This is a genomic window from Novipirellula artificiosorum (assembly GCF_007860135.1).
Classification (GTDB): Bacteria; Planctomycetota; Planctomycetia; order Pirellulales; family Pirellulaceae; genus Novipirellula_A; species Novipirellula_A artificiosorum.
Genome location: NZ_SJPV01000002.1, coordinates 892085 through 909750, shown reverse-complemented (window position 1 = coordinate 909750; position 17666 = coordinate 892085). Strand labels below are relative to the sequence as shown.

8 protein-coding genes are annotated in these 17666 nt (G+C 55.6%); 2 read left to right on the top strand and 6 right to left on the bottom strand.

Going from position 1 to position 17666, the window contains the following annotated elements; genetic code table 11:
* Nucleotides 1-306: 306 nt before the first annotated feature.
* Entirely contained in the window at nt 307-3135 is a 2829-nt protein-coding gene (locus Poly41_RS09120) for a hybrid sensor histidine kinase/response regulator (RefSeq protein ID WP_146525577.1), read from the bottom strand.
* A 217-nt stretch (nt 3136-3352) separates the two neighbouring features.
* Between Poly41_RS09120 and Poly41_RS09115 the strand changes: the two genes are divergently transcribed.
* Nucleotides 3353-4243 (top strand): TIGR03067 domain-containing protein, encoded by an 891-nt coding sequence (locus Poly41_RS09115; protein ID WP_146525576.1) that lies wholly within the window; start codon nt 3353-3355, stop codon nt 4241-4243.
* 51 nt (nt 4244-4294) lie between these two features.
* Here Poly41_RS09115 and Poly41_RS09110 read toward each other — a convergent pair whose 3' ends face one another.
* The 3 genes from Poly41_RS09110 to Poly41_RS09100 form a co-directional block, all read right to left on the bottom strand.
* Complete coding sequence (locus Poly41_RS09110; RefSeq protein WP_146525575.1) at nt 4295-5506, bottom strand: carboxypeptidase-like regulatory domain-containing protein; 1212 nt, start codon at nt 5504-5506, stop codon at nt 4295-4297.
* Between the two features lie 122 nt (nt 5507-5628).
* Nucleotides 5629-9447 (bottom strand): M56 family metallopeptidase, encoded by a 3819-nt coding sequence (locus Poly41_RS09105; RefSeq protein ID WP_146525574.1) that lies wholly within the window; start codon nt 9445-9447, stop codon nt 5629-5631.
* A complete protein-coding gene (locus Poly41_RS09100) occupies nt 9444-9827 on the bottom strand; it encodes a BlaI/MecI/CopY family transcriptional regulator (RefSeq protein ID WP_146525573.1) in 384 nt (127 codons plus the stop codon). Before Poly41_RS09100 ends, Poly41_RS09105 begins: the two co-directional genes overlap by 4 nt.
* 244 nt (nt 9828-10071) lie before the next feature.
* On the opposite strand from Poly41_RS09100, the gene Poly41_RS09095 reads away from it, so the two are divergent.
* Nucleotides 10072-11817 (top strand): DUF5060 domain-containing protein, encoded by a 1746-nt coding sequence (locus tag Poly41_RS09095; protein ID WP_146525572.1) that lies wholly within the window; start codon nt 10072-10074, stop codon nt 11815-11817.
* A gap of 187 nt (nt 11818-12004) precedes the next feature.
* Here Poly41_RS09095 and Poly41_RS09090 read toward each other — a convergent pair whose 3' ends face one another.
* Complete coding sequence (locus tag Poly41_RS09090) at nt 12005-13990, bottom strand: LamG-like jellyroll fold domain-containing protein (protein ID WP_146525571.1); 1986 nt, start codon at nt 13988-13990, stop codon at nt 12005-12007.
* A 54-nt stretch (nt 13991-14044) separates the two neighbouring features.
* Complete coding sequence (locus Poly41_RS09085) at nt 14045-17626, bottom strand: efflux RND transporter permease subunit (protein WP_146525570.1); 3582 nt, start codon at nt 17624-17626, stop codon at nt 14045-14047.
* Nucleotides 17627-17666: the final 40 nt, after the last annotated feature.

Below are 17666 nucleotides of genomic sequence, written 5' to 3'. Positions count from 1 at the left end.
GCGGCTTCATCGATCGACCAAAGAACGATCCTGGGACGCAAACGCTTTGGGTTGGAATCCAGAGATCCTACGACCTGTCCAACGCATGGAACGCTTTTGGGCCAGGTGCAAAAAATTTTTCAAGCGTATAACTTATGTGGTACAACGAGCCCAAAGGGCGAGGTACACCACCGCTCTCCCTCGCTTAGGCTCGACCTCTCCCAGCGAGAGAGGTAAATCTTGTAAGTCTCTTTTAATCAACAACTTAGAAACTGCACGACCACTTTGCGGGGGAGAAGGGCTGGGGAGAAGGGGGTGCAGCAGCGGTCATGCGACTCCTTCGCTGACCACTTTCCGGAGCACCTTCAACATCGCTTGAACTTCGATTTTCAACTGTTCAAGTAGCCCGACCAATGCGTCCCGATCGGCTTCTTTCGCTGCCACTTCGACCAATCTCGCCGATGCATACACTTGGTTCGCGAAAAACAGGTTCGACGATCCCTTTAACGTATGTGCTGCCCGCTGGATCTGTTCCAGGTCCCCATCGGGAATCGTCTCGTCGAGCGTCTTGATCAGCGATTCACACTCGCCGACGAAGACCTCTGCCAACCGGCAAAGACCGCGTTGCCCCCCCGGCAACCTCTCTTGGGCCGCCCGCAAATCGACCACATCGGTCGCTTCCAAATCAATCTCAGGCTCATCCTCTTGCTTTTCTAAATCGCACGGTTCCGCTGAGTTGTCAGATGTCTGCCCCGATCGATCTGGCGAGAACTTAGCCAACATCTCCTGCAATTTCTTCGCATGGATCGGCTTAGCCAAGAAGCCATCCATCCCCGCGTTGAGACACGCTTCGGAGTCTTCTTGCATCGCGGCCGCAGTCAAGGCAATGATCGGAATGGGGTCGCTGCAATCGGACGACTGCTCAATCTGGCGAATCGCCTTGGTCGCTTCAATGCCATCCATCACCGGCATGTGCATATCCATCAAAATGACGTCAAACGGTTCGGTTTGCCAACGCGAAACCGCCTCACGGCCATCATTGGCCACCACACCCGTATGCCCACATATCTTCAACATCCCCAGTGCAACCTGTTGATTTGCCAATCCATCTTCGGCCACCAGAATGCGCAACGGTGGGCAGTCCGATACATCCGCTAAAATTGATTCGGGGTGCATGGGGCGACTCGCCCCTAACACATGCACAATGGTGTCAAGAAGCTCACTTTGCACGACCGGTTTGGTCAAGTAGCGAGCAATTCCCAACTTCTTCAATCTGGCCGCATCATCAGGCAAATTCGCCGACGACAACATGATCATTTTTATTTCCGCCTTGGGAAACTCGTCACGAATCGTCGCCGCTAACTCAAACCCGTCCATTTCCGGCATCATGCAGTCCAGCACGGCCAACTGATAGGGCTCGCTGGTTTGTTGGGCCTGCCGAAAACGCTCGATCGCACTGGATCCACCATCGACCAAGGTTGCTTCAAACCCCCAGACCGCGAAGATCTCTTGAAGGATGCGTCGATTGACTTCATTGTCATCCACGACGAGCACTCGCGTGCCGCTGAGGTTGCGAAGCTGGGGATTCGGCGCTTGCTGTTTCGGCGCAACGCGGAATGGCAACACGAACCAAAAGGTCGTTCCCTCGTTCGGCTCGCTTTCGACATTCAATTGACCGCCCATCAATTCAATCAATTGCTTAGAGATCGCTAATCCTAGACCCGTCCCACCAAAACGTCGCGTGGTCGATGAATCTGCCTGTGTGAACGCCTCGAGCACCGAACTGAGTTTCTCGGCCGGAATCCCAATGCCGGTATCGGCGACTTGGAAACGTAACCAAAGGGTCGAGGAGTCGGCTTTGTGATCCGGCCGCGCAGCGGCCTCGTTGCACAAGTTCACATCAACAAAGACGTTTCCGTTTTCCGTAAATTTGATCGCATTGCCAATCAGGTTGACCAAGATTTGACGCAATCGACCGGGATCGCCCAGCAGCCGGTTGGGGACATCCGGAGCCACGCGGCAAAGCAATTCCAACGACTTTTCAGCAGCCTTGACCGAAAGGGTTTGCCCCGATTTTTCAATCACATCGCGCAGAGCCATTGGAATGCATTCCAGCTCCAAGCGATTGGCTTCAATTTTCGAGAAATCAAGAATTTCGTTCAAGAGCCGCAACAGCGCATCCGCCGAATCACTGACCAAATGGTTGTAGTCACGCTGCTCTGGGGTCAAGTCCGTTAGAGCCAGCAACTCGGACATCCCAATGATCGCGTTCATGGGCGTTCGAATTTCGTGGCTCATGTTGGCCAGAAAATTGCTTTTGGCTTGATTGGCTTGTGTCGCAACATCACGAGCTTCACGCAGCGCTTGCTGGGACTTCGTCAGCTCCGTTACGTCGCGGCTGATCCCAAACGTACCGATGATGGTTCCCGCTTCGTCACGCAGCGGCATCTTGGTGGTCATCACGTAGGTGTCGTCTTTGTCCGGCCACGTTTCCCGTTCCACTCGGTCCACCAGCGGTTCGCCGGTCCGCATGATCCGCAGCTCGTCCTCGCGAGCGCCTTTGGCATGCTCGGTGGTAAAGATGTCCGCGTCCGATTTCCCAATCACCGAGCTTTCCGCCAGCATTCCAAACTTCTCAACCATCATTCGGCTAATTCGAAGAAACCGGCTCTGTTCATCTTTGAAGTAGATCGAGTCGGGGATGTTGTCCATTAAGGTCCGCAACAGCCGCTGTTCCCGCCTCAGTTCGTCCTCTGCCTGCAATCGCTCGGTAACATCCCAAAACAACAATTGGATGCCAATCACCTTGCCACGAGGATCAAGAATCGGGCATTTAAATCGCTCAATCCAACGCGTCCGCCCGTCTGCAAAAACCGTTTCTTCGATATCGTGTAGCGTCTCGCCGGTACGCAGTACGACTTGATCGTCCGCGATGTAGTTGCTTGCGATTTCAACCGGAAACAGGTCGAAATCGTCCTTGTCGAGAATTTGGTCGAGCGTTTTGCCTCGGACGGTTAAGTACTGTTTGTTGGCAAAAATCCGCCGGCTGTCGATGTCCTTGACCAACAAACTGACCGGCAGTGCATCCGCGAGCGATTGATAGGTCGAACGCGCGTCAGCGAAGACGCGACTTAGAAATCCGCTGCCCTCAGACATGTTCGGTGCGAATCCTTATAGCGTGGGGATGGCATACTCTTCTCTTTCCATTCTGCCCCTTATCATAACCAGAATCCAACACCCAAGTGTTGTGCGTCACGATGTCATCCGATTGATATTTCTGACCCGACAGAACTTCGCTAAACTTACTTGCGGACACTTGGGTGGTCTGTGCATGCTGCGCGGATCCGATTCTTCTTTTTGAGAGGCATGGTTAATGCAACTTCGAGTACTCACGACTCTGTTGGCCTGGCTGACATGCGTTCCGATGGCGTTTGCCGCAAACGGCGATTTGCAGCGGTTGCAAGGGAAGTGGAAGGTCACACAGTTGACCGAAGACGGAAGGGTGATTCCTGTGGATGCGATCCAACTGTGGCTGCCTTCCGGAGGCGAAGTGGAAATCAAAGCGAACGCCATTGTCTTTGAATCGCCGGTCGATAAGAAACAATATGCCAAGTCCTTTTCGTTGGCCAACCCAAACTTCATCTCGATCATCTCGCCTGACCAAACCGCTGGCGAAGGTATCTACCAGTTTGATTCCTCAGGGAACCAAGTTGCGATGTGCGTCACGGATCCGCGGGTCGCCCCACGACCGACCGATTTCAGCTCGCCCCCCGGTAGCAAGCGGATGATGCTGGTGCTGCAGCGCCAAGCCGCCTCCGCCATACCGCCCGGCGCATTTGCCAAACCGATTCCGCTGCCTCCCCCCCCGAGCGGAATCACCAGCAGCCCCGGCACGAATCCGAATACGCCCGCCATCGCTGCGGGTAGCTTGACCGACGCCCAGGTCGCTCAAATGCTTTCCGGCACCTGGGCACTGCGTGACGCGATGGGAACGTTAGCCGTGACCTATCATCCCAACGGCGCTTATACCGCTTACCGCCAACATGAACAGATCGCAATGTTCCAGCAAATGTTTGCTCAACCGCCCGCATCCACCGGTACCTGGTCGGTGCAAAACGGGCTATTGACGATGAAGATAGCCAGTTCGGTTCAGCCGCAAACGATCAATCAAACCATCGTTTTCGCCGTCCGAACGATCTCGGCGAAGGACCTGGTTTTACTCGATCAATTAGGACGTGTGGTTACCTCGGCTCGCGTGAAGTAGCACATCCACCAGAAAAGCATCACAGGCAAGGAACCGTGCCGTGTAGAACAACTAACGCCGCTTCCTCATCTGAATCACAATCGTTTCGTCGTGATCACTCCATCGCTGCAATCGCCCATTGAGGTCGATTTGGCTGGGCGGATCCGATGATTCGATTTCATAATTGGGAATCCGCACGCCGATTTCCACCACTTCCGTAGCGAGCCCGTCAAAGGCAACCGATTGCAGCGAAGTAGACGAAAGTGGCTCTTTGGCCGAATGGGCCGCTTTCGACCGCGTCAGGTAACAGAAGGATCCCTCGGGAACTTCGGCCCCGTCGGACATCACGATTTGAATTTTCAATCCATGAGATTTCTGTGCCGCGATCTCACCCAGATCCGCTAACTCACCATCCGCAGGAACCGTAACAATGGACACCGCGAGCGCGGCGTCGCTGAGTTGCTCGAATTGGCTGTAGATCGCATAGTCGGCAGCTGGCGGCAGATTGTCCCAGCGAAACATTCCATCCGCAGCAGTAACAATTTCGTCAGGAGTAACAACGTTTCCGATTCTGCGGTCCATTTGCACCAATCCAAGCTTCATTCCGCTGACCGGTTTTCCGTCGAGCAACATCCGTCCCATCAACGAGCCACCCGGTCCCATTTGGATCACTTGCCCCGTTCGGCCACGCTGCATACCAACGACATCCTGGGGGGCGAATCCGGGGACGCGGACCTTCAACGTTGTTGATCGAATCGCAGCTCGAACCGTCAAAGCGAACTGACCATCGGCATCGGTCACCGTCGCAGGGGTGATTTGGCGGCCCGGGCCCGTCAAACTGCCATCTAAGTAATGCGTTGTCCCCACGGTGATCATGGCACCCGAAATCGCGTTGCCTTGCAAATCGACCACCTTGCCCGCCAGCGTCTCGCCGGGATCGACGTCGTCCAGCTTCGCAATTCGGAGCGTCAAATCGGGCTCAAGCGGATCAACATCGCGAGCCAAGGCACCCTGATAACCTAACGCGCCAGCGGTTAGCCCAAAGAACAGATCGGATGAGACACCTTCAAAATGGAACTTGCCATCCGCATCCGTCAGCACAAACTTACCGCAGTCAACATAGCAAGACGGACAAGTCAAGGCGGGTCCGGTGCGAGGCCGGCCCACACTGATCTTGACCACCGCGCCATCGACCGGTTGATCGTTTTGGTCAACCACTCGGCCCGACAACGGCACGCCACTGAATGCAAGAATCGCAGCCAACGTCGAAAACACCGTGAACATGATGAGGGCTCGTTTAGCAATGGAAAGGGAAGAGCTGGACAGACAATTTTTGGGGCGAGAGGCAAGATCGTTCTTAGCGTACGACGGACTTGCTAGTCGGTGAATTGGCTTCTGCCGCTCGCCTAGGGATCCTGCTTGGGGATCGAACTGGAGGGAACGACGCGTTGAGCCGGGATTCGCGGTAAGGCGCGGCGAAGATCGGTGTCGAGCACCACTTCGATGTTCTCTGTGCCAACGTCCACGACCACGAACGTGGCAACCAGCGTTGGCGTCGACTTGTCGTCGGTCTTCGGACGCGGCCCATAGATATGAACTCGCAAACGACCGAGATCGAGCCCCTCAATACGGAACGATCCATCATCGGCGGTTTGCACTTGCTTTCCCCTGGGACGCGGCACGTTGCGACTGTCGCCCATGTACTGCGTCGGCGAGACCGAGGCACCGGCGATCGGCACCCCATCACTGCCACGCACGACCCCGGAAATCGAGCCGGTTGGAGTCGCCGGTTGATCCGCAGCCTTTCCAAACGCAATGTCCGTGGCGCGGAACTCGTTCTCGTTCATCCGCGTCAACCGGCTTTGAGACCCCGAACCCCGATCGTATCCCGCTGGCGGCGACATGACCGAAACGCGATAGCCCTCGTTCGCTCGGGTGACAAACCGGTATTCCCCGTTTGCATCGGTGGCGGTGACATCGTGGGTGGTACTGGTGAAGGCCCCCATCAATTGAACGCGTTTGCCCATCGTCCGCATCAAGTTGACCGGCACATTCGCTGCGGGGTTTCCTTCAACCAAAACGCGTCCGGTGATGACCCAAGGTTCCCTAAGTTTGACAATCAGCGGCGTTTGCCCCTTGTAGGTGATCCAAATCAACCCAAACCAGGAAACACCATCAATCGTTGCACGAGCTTCGAGATAGCCGTCAGCCCAATCGCGTGCGTTCACTTGAAGCTCGCACTGTCCGTTGGCATCGGTTTTTCCATCCAAGGCAAGCGGTTTTTCGTGCACGCTCCATGCTCGTTTCGGCATTTGATCTGTCGCGGCTCCGACCAACCGAACCGCTTTGATCCCTGCATTCTCGATCGGCTCGCCATGGGGACCGATCACACGTACGACCATCGGATCGACACGATCGACCAAGAAAGGCTCCATCGTTACCGCAGATCCAGGGCTAAGATCCAATTGACGAGATACCACCTTTTCACGGTCCGCCCCGTAAACTCCCCTTGCACTGGGGACGTCGTATCCAGCGACAGGGCCGTCGAGCGATATCGTAACCGGTTGTTTCGGCGCGATGAATCGGTACGCCCCATTTTCGTCGGTCTTGGTGCTTAGCGGCATCAACCGTGACACATCACCCGAGGGTGAAACTTGTACGTTCACACCAGCAACCGGAGTGTTGGTTTGACGGCAAAGCACCTTACCGTCAACCGCAATGCCTTCTTGCATCACCAAGTCCACCTTATGCGATGCCAACAAATCCTCAACCGAAACCTCATCAATCAGCCATACGAAATGGCTGTCCGGCTTGGATGCGGTAAACGTGACCGTGGGCGGCTCGCCTTGCGCGCGAACATAGCCAGAGACCCTGATCACCCCCTCATTAGTTGGCCAGACAAAATGGCCATCGGCGTCGGATTCCACGTGGGCAACCAGGCCGCCCATGCGGATGACGCCCCCTTCAATCGGATCGCCCGATTCGCTTCGAAGGGTCCCCATCAGCCGAATCTGGGGGATCGCGTTGATCGTCACGGGACTGACGATCGCTTTCGGTTCGCGGTTTGGCCGTCCAGCCGACTCCTCAGGTTGAGCATTGCGATTGGGAAGCTCCGTCGCAGGCGAGACCACCCGATAGCCCACCATTTCATGGTCACGATGCTTGGGATAGATGCTTGCGCACAATCCATCGGGAACGGCCGGAAAACGAAAACGCCCCTCGCTGTCTGAACGAACCTTCGGCTGCAACCGACTGGCGTACAAACGCAATTCGTTGTTGCGATACGGATTGTACATGTTCGAGGGGACCGGATCATCGAATTGGGAGATCGAGAGAAGGGCACCTGCGATCGGGTCGCCATCGACCGACAACACCTGGCCCGTGACGGCGGAAACAGCACGCAGCTTCACATCGGCGATGATTTCGGATCCGTCTGCACGCTGCACCGTTTGGATATGCAGGTTGGCCCAACCCAGCGCGTCGCCTTCGATCGCCGCAATCACATCCCAATTCCAACGTTCTTTGTAGCCATCGACAGGTTTTGCGACACGGACGTTTTCAAACACAAAGGTGCCATCCGCCGCGGACTGAGTTCGGGCAAACAAATCGTCCACCGTAACCTCCTTTTGCGATCCGACTCTTTCCTGCCGGCCGATCGAGCTGATTCGATAGACGCTGTCTTCCCGCAGCACGACCACCGCTCCTGCAACCGCTTGGCCGCCCTGATCACGAACGGTCCCACGAACGTTCAAGACCATTCCACCGGTATCGCCACGGCACAACTCTGCGTTCGACAACAGTTCAAAAAAGGTCGGTGCAGAGCTCTCCGTGACAAATTCTGCATCTTGCGATCGCCCTGGCCCCCCAGCGAGAAGCGGTGAGGGCGGCGGCACTGTCGCGCTGCCGTCCCCGCGATTCGCCGGAGTTTCGTTTTCGTCGGCAGTCGCGGTGGGCGCCGCAGCGGCCCTGTGAAAACGAACCCCAACGAGGGAAACCGTCAAGAAGGCAACCGCCAACACTATCCGAAACGAACGACTCGGAGGCATCCGGCCCGTTCGCTGGTCCAAGATACGCCGCAACCGGTTCTCGATCGGCAAACCCGAGGCCATCGCGATTGCGGGTGCGAAACGACGGCGTCCCACGCTGGTTGCAACCTCCAATAAAGTCGATGCATACTCGCTTGAATCGATACCGCATCGAAGCACATGATCGTCGGCTGCGTCCTCACGCCAATGCTTCAGCGACCTTGCAGCATAGTGAACGGCAGGATGAAACCAGTAGATGGCCTTGGCCAAACAGCTGAGTTCATGCCAAAACAGGTCACCGCGAGCGATATGGGACATTTCGTGTAACAGGCAGTCTCGCCGGATGCGGACCGGCAATGTTTCGAAATCGAGAGGCAAGACAATCCGCGGACGAATCACGCCCCACACCAAGGGAACCCGAACAGAGTTCGAAAGGACGCAGCGAGGATGCCGCCGCAGGCCGATCGTGGCGGCACAATCCGCCACGTGTTCGGCTTCCTGCGGCGACAACGGCTGTCCGAAACAGCAATCTCGCCACAACCGATACCATCCAACCACGATGTGAACGAGACCTGCCAACAAACCGGCGATGTAGACACAAAGCAAACCCCACCAGAAAACGCCAGTGGGCGGCGAAGATGGCGTCGCTTCGAACCCATTTGCGTGATGTGGCGCGTCCGACGCTGTCCCGCGAATCGGCCCCACGACTGCTGCCCGCTCCACAACCGCTTGAGTTCGACCTGCCATCTCACCGCCAACTTCGCTCGGAGCACGACTTGAGTCCCTATCAGCAGCCGGATCCTTATCGGCATACGGGCCCCTCACGGCACGATCACTTGGCAAAACACGGCCTCGCCTATCGGCTGCGGGGTCAAACGCGATGCGATTGTCCAAACTGCGCAATGGAGTTACCGGCGGTGAGCTTTCAGCGACACTCGATTCTACACGTGCCGACGGGACCGACGCCAATGCAACCGAATAGCGCGGAACCCAAATTCCAGCGGGCAGGAGCATCAAGATTGCAGCCAACGCGGTCGCCCATGTCATGTGGGCGGTCGCGGCCGATCGTCTTTTCGCCATCATTGCAATCGCCCCTCCAATCGCAACAATCACTGCGACGTGAAAAGACAGTTCGATCAACCGGGCAACGGCGGGTTGATATTCGGAGAACGCCAGCCACTGTGAAATCCATCCCTTCATGATCGCTTCCCCTTTTTCGCAGCATCATTGATCAGATCGCGCAACCGGTCGATCTGCGACGGGTCGAGTTCAATCTTGGGGTCCGTAAGGTGTGCCGCCAATGCGTCTTCAACCGACCCGTCGTAGAAGACGTTCAACACGCGGCGCAGAGCCGATTTCCCCGCTCCCGACTTTGCCTTTTGGGGACGGTAAACGAATCGCCGACCCTCCATGCGGTGGGTGACAACGTCCTTTTCGGTCAAAATCCGCAGCAGCGTTCGCACGGTTGCATCGGAGGGTGGATTGGCCATCGCCCCGCGAACCTCCGCTGCGCTCGCCTCTTCCGCCGCATACAAAATATCGACGATCTCACGCTCTCGCCGACTCAGTTCCAAGCCCATTGCAATCCCTCCCCCATCCAAAAAAACCCAACTGTGTATTTTTTAACAGTTGTCGACGAGCGGGGCAATGGGGAAGTGTTTCTTTTTGGGTCGATCCGGGGCGTTTGGGTCGATCCGGGGCGTTTGGGTCGATCCGGGGCGATCGTGGGTTTGGTAGAATTCTTCGTCAAGGGCATTGAGTCCTGTGTTGCGGCGTTACTGCACATCAAAACGAATCCGTTCCTATCAACCGAGCAGACATGACATGGTGAAAGCTACGAACAACACGATCGTGCCGCTTGTGATTCTCGTGAATGCAATTCTTGGGGGCATTGGCTCCGCACAGACACACGTTTTCGAGGTGGTCGAGAAGACCTTTACCGCCGAGAACACGTATCACAACCCGTATATCGACGTCGACCTATGGGTCAACCTCAACGGGCCAAATGGCAAGAAACACTTGGTCCCAGCGTTCTGGGATGGCGGTCAGACCTTCCGCGTACGACTCGTCGCAACCATGCCGGGTGCATGGAACTGGTCGACCGGCACCACCACCGGTGACAGCGGGCTCGATCGGCAAAGGGGTTCGTTTGATGCCATCGCCTGGACCGACTCGGAAAAGGAGGCGAATCCCAACCGACGCGGATTCATTCGGGCCACAGCGAGCGGACATCATGCGGAATACGCAGATGGTACTCCGTTTCTGATGGCCGCCGACACGGTCTGGAGCGGGCTCACGAAGATTTTCAAATCGGGGAGCGACGAAGGCATTGCGCAGATCTCTTTTCAGAACTACCTCGATGCGAGAAAAGCACAGGGATACAACGCATTCAATATGATTGCCTGTTATCCAACCGATACGACCGCTCCCATTTGGCATGCCGCAGTAAGAGGGCAGAAGGTTTCCGATCGTGGGCATACCCCGTTTGTCATGGACGGAGTCAATGCGGACCTGACTCGAATTGTCCCTGAGTATTGGCAGGAGGCTGACCCCAAAATGAAATACATGGCAGACAATGGGTTTGTGCCGTTTCTCGAAACCGTAAGACGAAGCGAGAGTTGGCCGAAGCTGGGGCAGGAGCAGAAAGATGCCTTTTATAACTACGTTCGCTACTTGTGGGCTCGCTACGGTTGCTACAACATGGTCTTCAGCTGGGTTCATATGGACGCAGACGGAAATGGGGAGTACGACCTTTGGCTTCCCGTGGTCAAGCATGCCTATGACGAATTGAAGAGGAAGAACGGCACAGGATCGATGCCGTATGGAACGCCACGAACCGCCATGGCTGCTGGGACCAGTCTTGATTCCTGGTCAAAAGATGCCCGCTACTTGTTGGATTTTCATAACATCAGCAATAGCGGCGCACGGTCTCCCGCCTCCTTTGCCTGGATGCGTGCACTCTATGCCGACACGCCTCACCTGCCCGCTCAAAATGTAGAGGGCTTCTATCCGGGTTGGAATCGTTGCAGCGCCCCCTTCACCCCGAGCATGACCTTGGGGCAATCTGCTATCTATGGGGCGTATGGCAATGTTCTCAACGGGGCTTTTGCTGGATACAGCTGGGGCGATCTCTATTTTTCTGGAGCCGCAAACGGTGATGATCCGAACATACCCAACGGCACCCCGCAAAAGTTTGCCCTCTCGTCCTATGATTCCTTTGCCTTCGGGTACATGCCGAAGTTCTTCCTCGATGCCGGCCACGATTTCTCCAAATTGTCACCCGATACCAATAAAAATCTAGGACGGGTGAGTCCCCTCATTACGCTGGCCATCGCGACGGATCAATCCTATGCGCTGGGCTTCATTTGTCCCGGTGTCGACACAACCACTCTCAAGAACCTGACTCCCTCTACCGACTACAGGTTTGAATGGTGGCAGACCACAACCGGAACGTGGCAAGCAGCGACGGTCATCACCACCGACGTCAACGGAAGTGTTGCGATGCCAAGTCGTCCAGACAGCACGCTGAACTGGGCATTCCGTATCCAGCAAAGCAACGAAAATCCCTGAGGCAAATAGCGTCACTTTGTGAGCGGCAAGGCGTTAGCCTAATACCGCTAAATCGAGGTCCAATTTTAGCGGAACGGCGCAAGCCGCCGGTTATGCCCATGAAATACCGGCGGCGAGCGTCTTGCCGCTCAGTCTGAGATTGATTCGGCAAATTACGGCAAATCGCCCACGAAGTAGCGCTGTCCCGTTAGGGCACTGCGACCAATTCAGCTTTCGGACCAAGCGTACCCTTGATCGCGGAACGGCTGTGATCGAGCACGAAGGGACCGAGTCTACGGTCAAGGTGCAGCAGCATCAACGTCTCCGCCTCAGGTGCAAAACGCCGCAGCGGAGAAAAGTCCTCCTGATACATCGCTTTCTTTGAAATCCGAACTTCGTCGATTTTGCCAACAAACGGTCGATGTGGCCGACCTGCGTGATCCGGATCGGCACCGACGTACAATGGCAAATCATTACGAGTTCGCTTTCCGGATCCCGGCGCAGAACCCACCCGCTTCCCGTTGACAAACAACCTCAACTCGCTGCCGTCAAACACACCCGCCAAATGAGACCACTGGTTTGGCTTCAACACATCTCTTGCTTTTGCGTTGACGTAGTGACCATCGAGATGGACATCGAATTGAGGAACCCCCTCATCCATAAAGAATGCAAACTCACTCCCTTCGGTCTTGGCGATCAAACCTCGGTGCCCGGCGGTTTGAGCAGGATTCACCCAAGCTTCAAGTGTAAACGGACCATCGTGGAGCCGTAACTCTGACGAATCGATCCGCAGCACCGATTGCTCGTCGATGACTTGCAGGCAGCGGTTGGCAACCGTATCGAAATAATCAGCCGGAACGGCAGCCAACTTCAAAGAAACAGGAGTCGAAACCGAGGGCAAGCCGATCCGTGCCGATTTCCCCAGATACTGCATGTCCAACATCAACCGAGGAACAGTCAATTCAGCGGCCAAATCCGCCTCGCGATGAAAGCGAACCTCCAACTGGGTTTTCTTACCGGGGGCGAGGGTGAAGTGGTCGTGGTCAAGCGACGTGATCCAATCGCGTGCCGAGGGGTCAAACGATGCGGTCACATCGATATCACGCGACGAGCTATTTTCCAGTGCGAAGACAACGCGACCCGATGCCGATCCATCGACCGCCAACAGCAAGTCATTTTGAACCTCCCTGGGGCGGATTCGTCGAGCTCGATCTACTTCGGCCAAAAACTCAGCCGTGAATTCCGTCGGATCGATCACCGATCCAATGGGCAGCGACGCAACCGTCGCGGTCTCAGGCCGAACGGTCACCACGTTTAAATGGTGCAAGTACCCAGCCTTAGGAATATCGGCTGACAAGTGCGCGCCGGTGGTCGCCAGCGTGTAGTAGGCAATCCCGTCCTTGGGTCCGTCGAACCGCATGTGATGGATATGGCCAGCGAAGACCGCAGTCACGTTGCCTGCTTCGCGAAGCATTTCATGAACAACGTCCCAGTTGCCACCGGTGTAGCCAGCACCAACCCAGCGTGGATGGTGCAAGAACAAAAAGACGTGGTCGAGGTCCTTGTGCTTCTCCAATGCCTGCTCGAGAAACTCCAATTGCTCAACGCTCATTGTTTGCAATCGGCCTTCGTTGAAGCCCTTTTCGTTCGTCGCCCGGTCCCCCTCATCGCTGTAAAGGACAACGAAGCCAGCGTTCTTGTGCTGGAAGGTGTACCACAATGGTCCAAAGTGCTTTTCGAAGTTCGATTCATGTTGTCCCTCGGGCGATTTCCCTTCGCCACGCCAATAGACATCGTGATTTCCGGGAACCGGAAACCACTGCATCTTCAACCGATTCATGATCTCTTGGTACTCGGCCATCTGCTGCATCCACTCGGGCGTTTCGTTGTAGCCCTGCACCAAATCGCCAACCGTCATGACCAAGTCAGGATCGAGCAAATTCGTATCGACGACGGCCTGTTCAAGGACTTTCAATCCAGCCGGAACCCCACCGGTACGGTCACCGTAGACGACAAAGTGGAATACATCTTCTTCTTTGGCGAGCGGCAGCACGCGAGACGATGGTCGCGTCGTGAAGAATTTTTCCGCATCGTTAGGGTGAGAATCGTGCCCCCCTTCGTGTGCTGCCAGGTTATCGGTGCAAAGGGTGACAAGTGCCAAACAGGCAAAACAGGATAGGGTTCGTCTAAACATGGTTTTCTTGAACTGAAGGAAGGTGGGAATGAGCGGAAGCGGGAACCGCAGCGATTAAGCACCAGCAACTGGCGCCGTAGTCGAGCTCGTCGCTTCGCTGGTCCGAGGCTCAACAATCCTACCCGATCCCGAAGCCAGATTGCTTTGCGAGGTCAGCGATTCCTTGATATCCATAAAAATTCGGAACAGTGTCGGGACGAAGACCAACGTAAAGAACGTTGAAACGATCAAACCGCCAAGCAACACACTGCCGAGCCCGCGGTACAATTCGCTGCCGGATCCAGGAAACAACACCAACGGGCAAAGCCCCAACACGGTTGTCGCCGTCGTCATCAAAATCGGACGAACTCGCGTGCGAACACTTTCCAAAATAGCGTCACGCGACGCATAGCCTTCTTCTCGCATCAAGTTCAACGACTGATGGACAATCAAAATCGCATTGTTCACGACCGTTCCAATCAAAATCACAAACCCCAGCATCGTCAACACGTCGAGCGGTTGTGGGTTGAGTCCGCGCCACTGCAAATACAGACTCAACGCCCTCAAGCCAAGCAGACCGCCGACCGCACCGAGCGGGACACTCATGATGATCACAAGCGGGTAAATCCAACTTTCAAACAAAGCGGCCATCAACAGATACGTGATCAGCAGAGCCAACAACACATTCCACCGTAACGCCAGCCAGGTATCACGTAGCTTATCTGCGGTTCCTGAGAGCGTGATTTGATACCCACCGGCCAATTGTCCCGATTCACGAATCGGAGCAAGGATCTGGGTCTCGATCCGCTCCAGTGCATCCTCAAGCGCCATGTCCGCGGGAGGGGAGACCTCAATCGTGATCGCTCGTTGCCGTTCGCGATGATTGATCTGCTCGGGGCCACTGGACAAGTCAATACTCGCAAGTGACGACAACGGAACCAATTGACCGCCTGGCGTTGCGATCGGCAACGACATCAAGTCTTGCAACGAACTCTCTGGCTTCGTACTGCCCACAATGGTCAAATCGATTTTGTCGCCTCCGATGTAATAATCCGTAGCAAACGCACCGTCGACTAGCGCGTTCACAGCGTATCCAAGACTGGTTGCATTCACACCCATCTGCTCCGACTGAATCAATCGAGGAATGACATGCGTTTCGGGGTTGCTTAAGTCCAAACTGGGCACCGGACGCGCCTGGGCTCCCGGTACGACCCCTTCACCACCACGCACACCGAGCGGATCCGCGACAACGTTCCCCAGAACTTGACCACCGATCGCTACCAGCTTCTCAAGTTCCGGTCCGGTGATTTCAACATCGATCGTTCGACCGGCCGTTAACCCTTGTTCAAACAGGCTCGATTGTTTTGCGATGACGAACGTTCCTGGCAGTTTTGAACTGACGCTTTGGATCAAAGGAACCAATTCACCGCTCCGCTGCGGATCAACCGAACGAACACCAAGAAAGACCTGACGCCCGCGGGCCACGTAGAAAAAATCGTAAATCGCGGGGTAAGGCATATCGTCAAAGCCGTCTTGATCCGGGTCGACATCCCAGTAAGGTTTCAAGTGCGTTTCAACGGTTTCTCCGAGCCGCGACAACTCGTCAAGATTGTATCCCGGAGGCGGCAAAATGATTCCAAAGACTAAGTTGCGGTTGCCGGTCGGCAGGTATTCCACTTTGGGCCAAAGCAGATAACTCATCCCCGCAGTGACCGACAACAAGACCACCACAAACGCAAGCCGACGAAACAGACTGCGTTGAAAAAAACGGTTGGACGCGACGACACCCGATACGAACAGAGACGAGATCCAAACCAGCGGGTAGACCATTCGCCGGGTCAGTTTGGCGTGGGACGCAATTGCCGAATCGGTATCCGAGGGCTTGTGAGCGGGATCGGCCCTCTCGCTTAGCAATCTTGCCGTCACCGTCGGAATCAACGTGATGCTAACGATCAAGGACAAACCAACTGCGGCACTAATGGCCAATGCGATATCACGAAACAACTGTCCCGCTTCTTCTTCGACGAACAAAACGGGAAGAAAGACCGCAAGCGTGGTCAGTGTCGATGCAAGCACCGCACCCCACACCTCTTTCGTGCCTCGCACTGCGGCATCAAAGGGGGCACGACCATCCTGGTAATGACGAAAAATGTTTTCCAGCACGACCACCGCATTGTCGACCAACATCCCCACCGCGAACGCCATCCCCGCCAAACTGATGACATTCAACGAACGGCCCCACAAATTCAGCAGCAAGAACGTACCGATGATGCTGATCGGAATCGCCAATCCAACGACCAGCGCACCGCGGGCGAACCAAAATCCAGCGACGAGAATCAAGCAGAGCGTAAGCGCTGCAAACCACGGACTGACGAACATCGCCGCGAGCGTTGAGGCGACGATCATCGGTACAAAAAGCAGTGTTCGAACTTGCAGGTGCAAAAACAACATCAGCACCAACATCGTCAACGTCCCACCGACGACAATGTTTTGGTTTACCAGTTGAACGGACGAATCGATGTACTCGGTTTCGTCATAGACTTGCAGCAGTTGCAATTTCTTGTCGGCCAGCAGATCCGCATTCAATTCCGCCACACTTTGCTTCAAACCGTCCATCACGTCGAGAACGTTCGCACCCGTTTCACGCAAAGCGTTGACAGCAATCGCGGATTCGCCAAACCGTCGCACCAATCCATCGGGTTTCTTGTATCCCAACTTCACCTCCGCGACATCGCTGATGAACACGGGGGACCCATCAAGCACCGCCAAGACCTGTGCCTTGACTTGGTCTGCGTCACGAAACTGATTCAACGTACGAACGACGTAACGACGCTTGCCTTCCCAATAGTCACCGCCCGATGTGTCCTGGTTCTGATTGCGAAGCACTCGACGGACGTCATCAATCGTCAAGCTTCGCGCCGCCAAACGCTGCGGGTCGACAATCACTTGCATCTCATCCGTCAAACCACCCAGCACGTTCGCATTCGAGACTCCGCTCACGCGTTCTAGCTTCGCTTCGATGAAATCTTCGGCAAACCGGCGCATCCGAGGGACGTCTAATTCGGGCGGCAACAGTGGGCGGATTTCCGGATGGGTCTTGGCAACGTCCCGCAACCTCAGCAAGCGAATCCCGGGGTTTCCAGCACGAATCACCGGAGCAAGCGTTTCGGCCGTCTCCGGATGCACCTTGGCGAAGCGTTCAATCTGCTCCGCCGTCGGTTGCAACGCGCTCAAAATAAACCAAGCAATCGGTCGATCTGAAGAATTGCTTGTCGAAATGACCGGCTCATCCGATTCCTCGGGGTACTCCGAAACTTGCTGCAAGCGGCTGTTGACCTTCAGCAACGCTTCTTCCATGTTGGTTCCAACCAGGAATTCCAACGCGATCGTGCCGCTCGAATCCATCGATTCGCTGGTCATCTTCGTGACGCCTTCGACACTCTTAAGCTGCTCTTCCTGCTCCTGAATGATCTCACGTTCGACTTCTTGAGGGCTCGCCCCTGGCCACACCGTCGTGATCGTTAATGTCGGCGTTTGCACTTCAGGCGTCAGTTGCATCGGCATACGCATCAATGCGATCGAGCCGAACAGAATCAACAATAGCGCACCGACGGCCACTTTAACGGGGTTTCGGACGCAGGCTTCAATGGGGTGCATGAGGGAGGTGGGTTGAAGGTGGAAGAATGGGTGAAAGCGG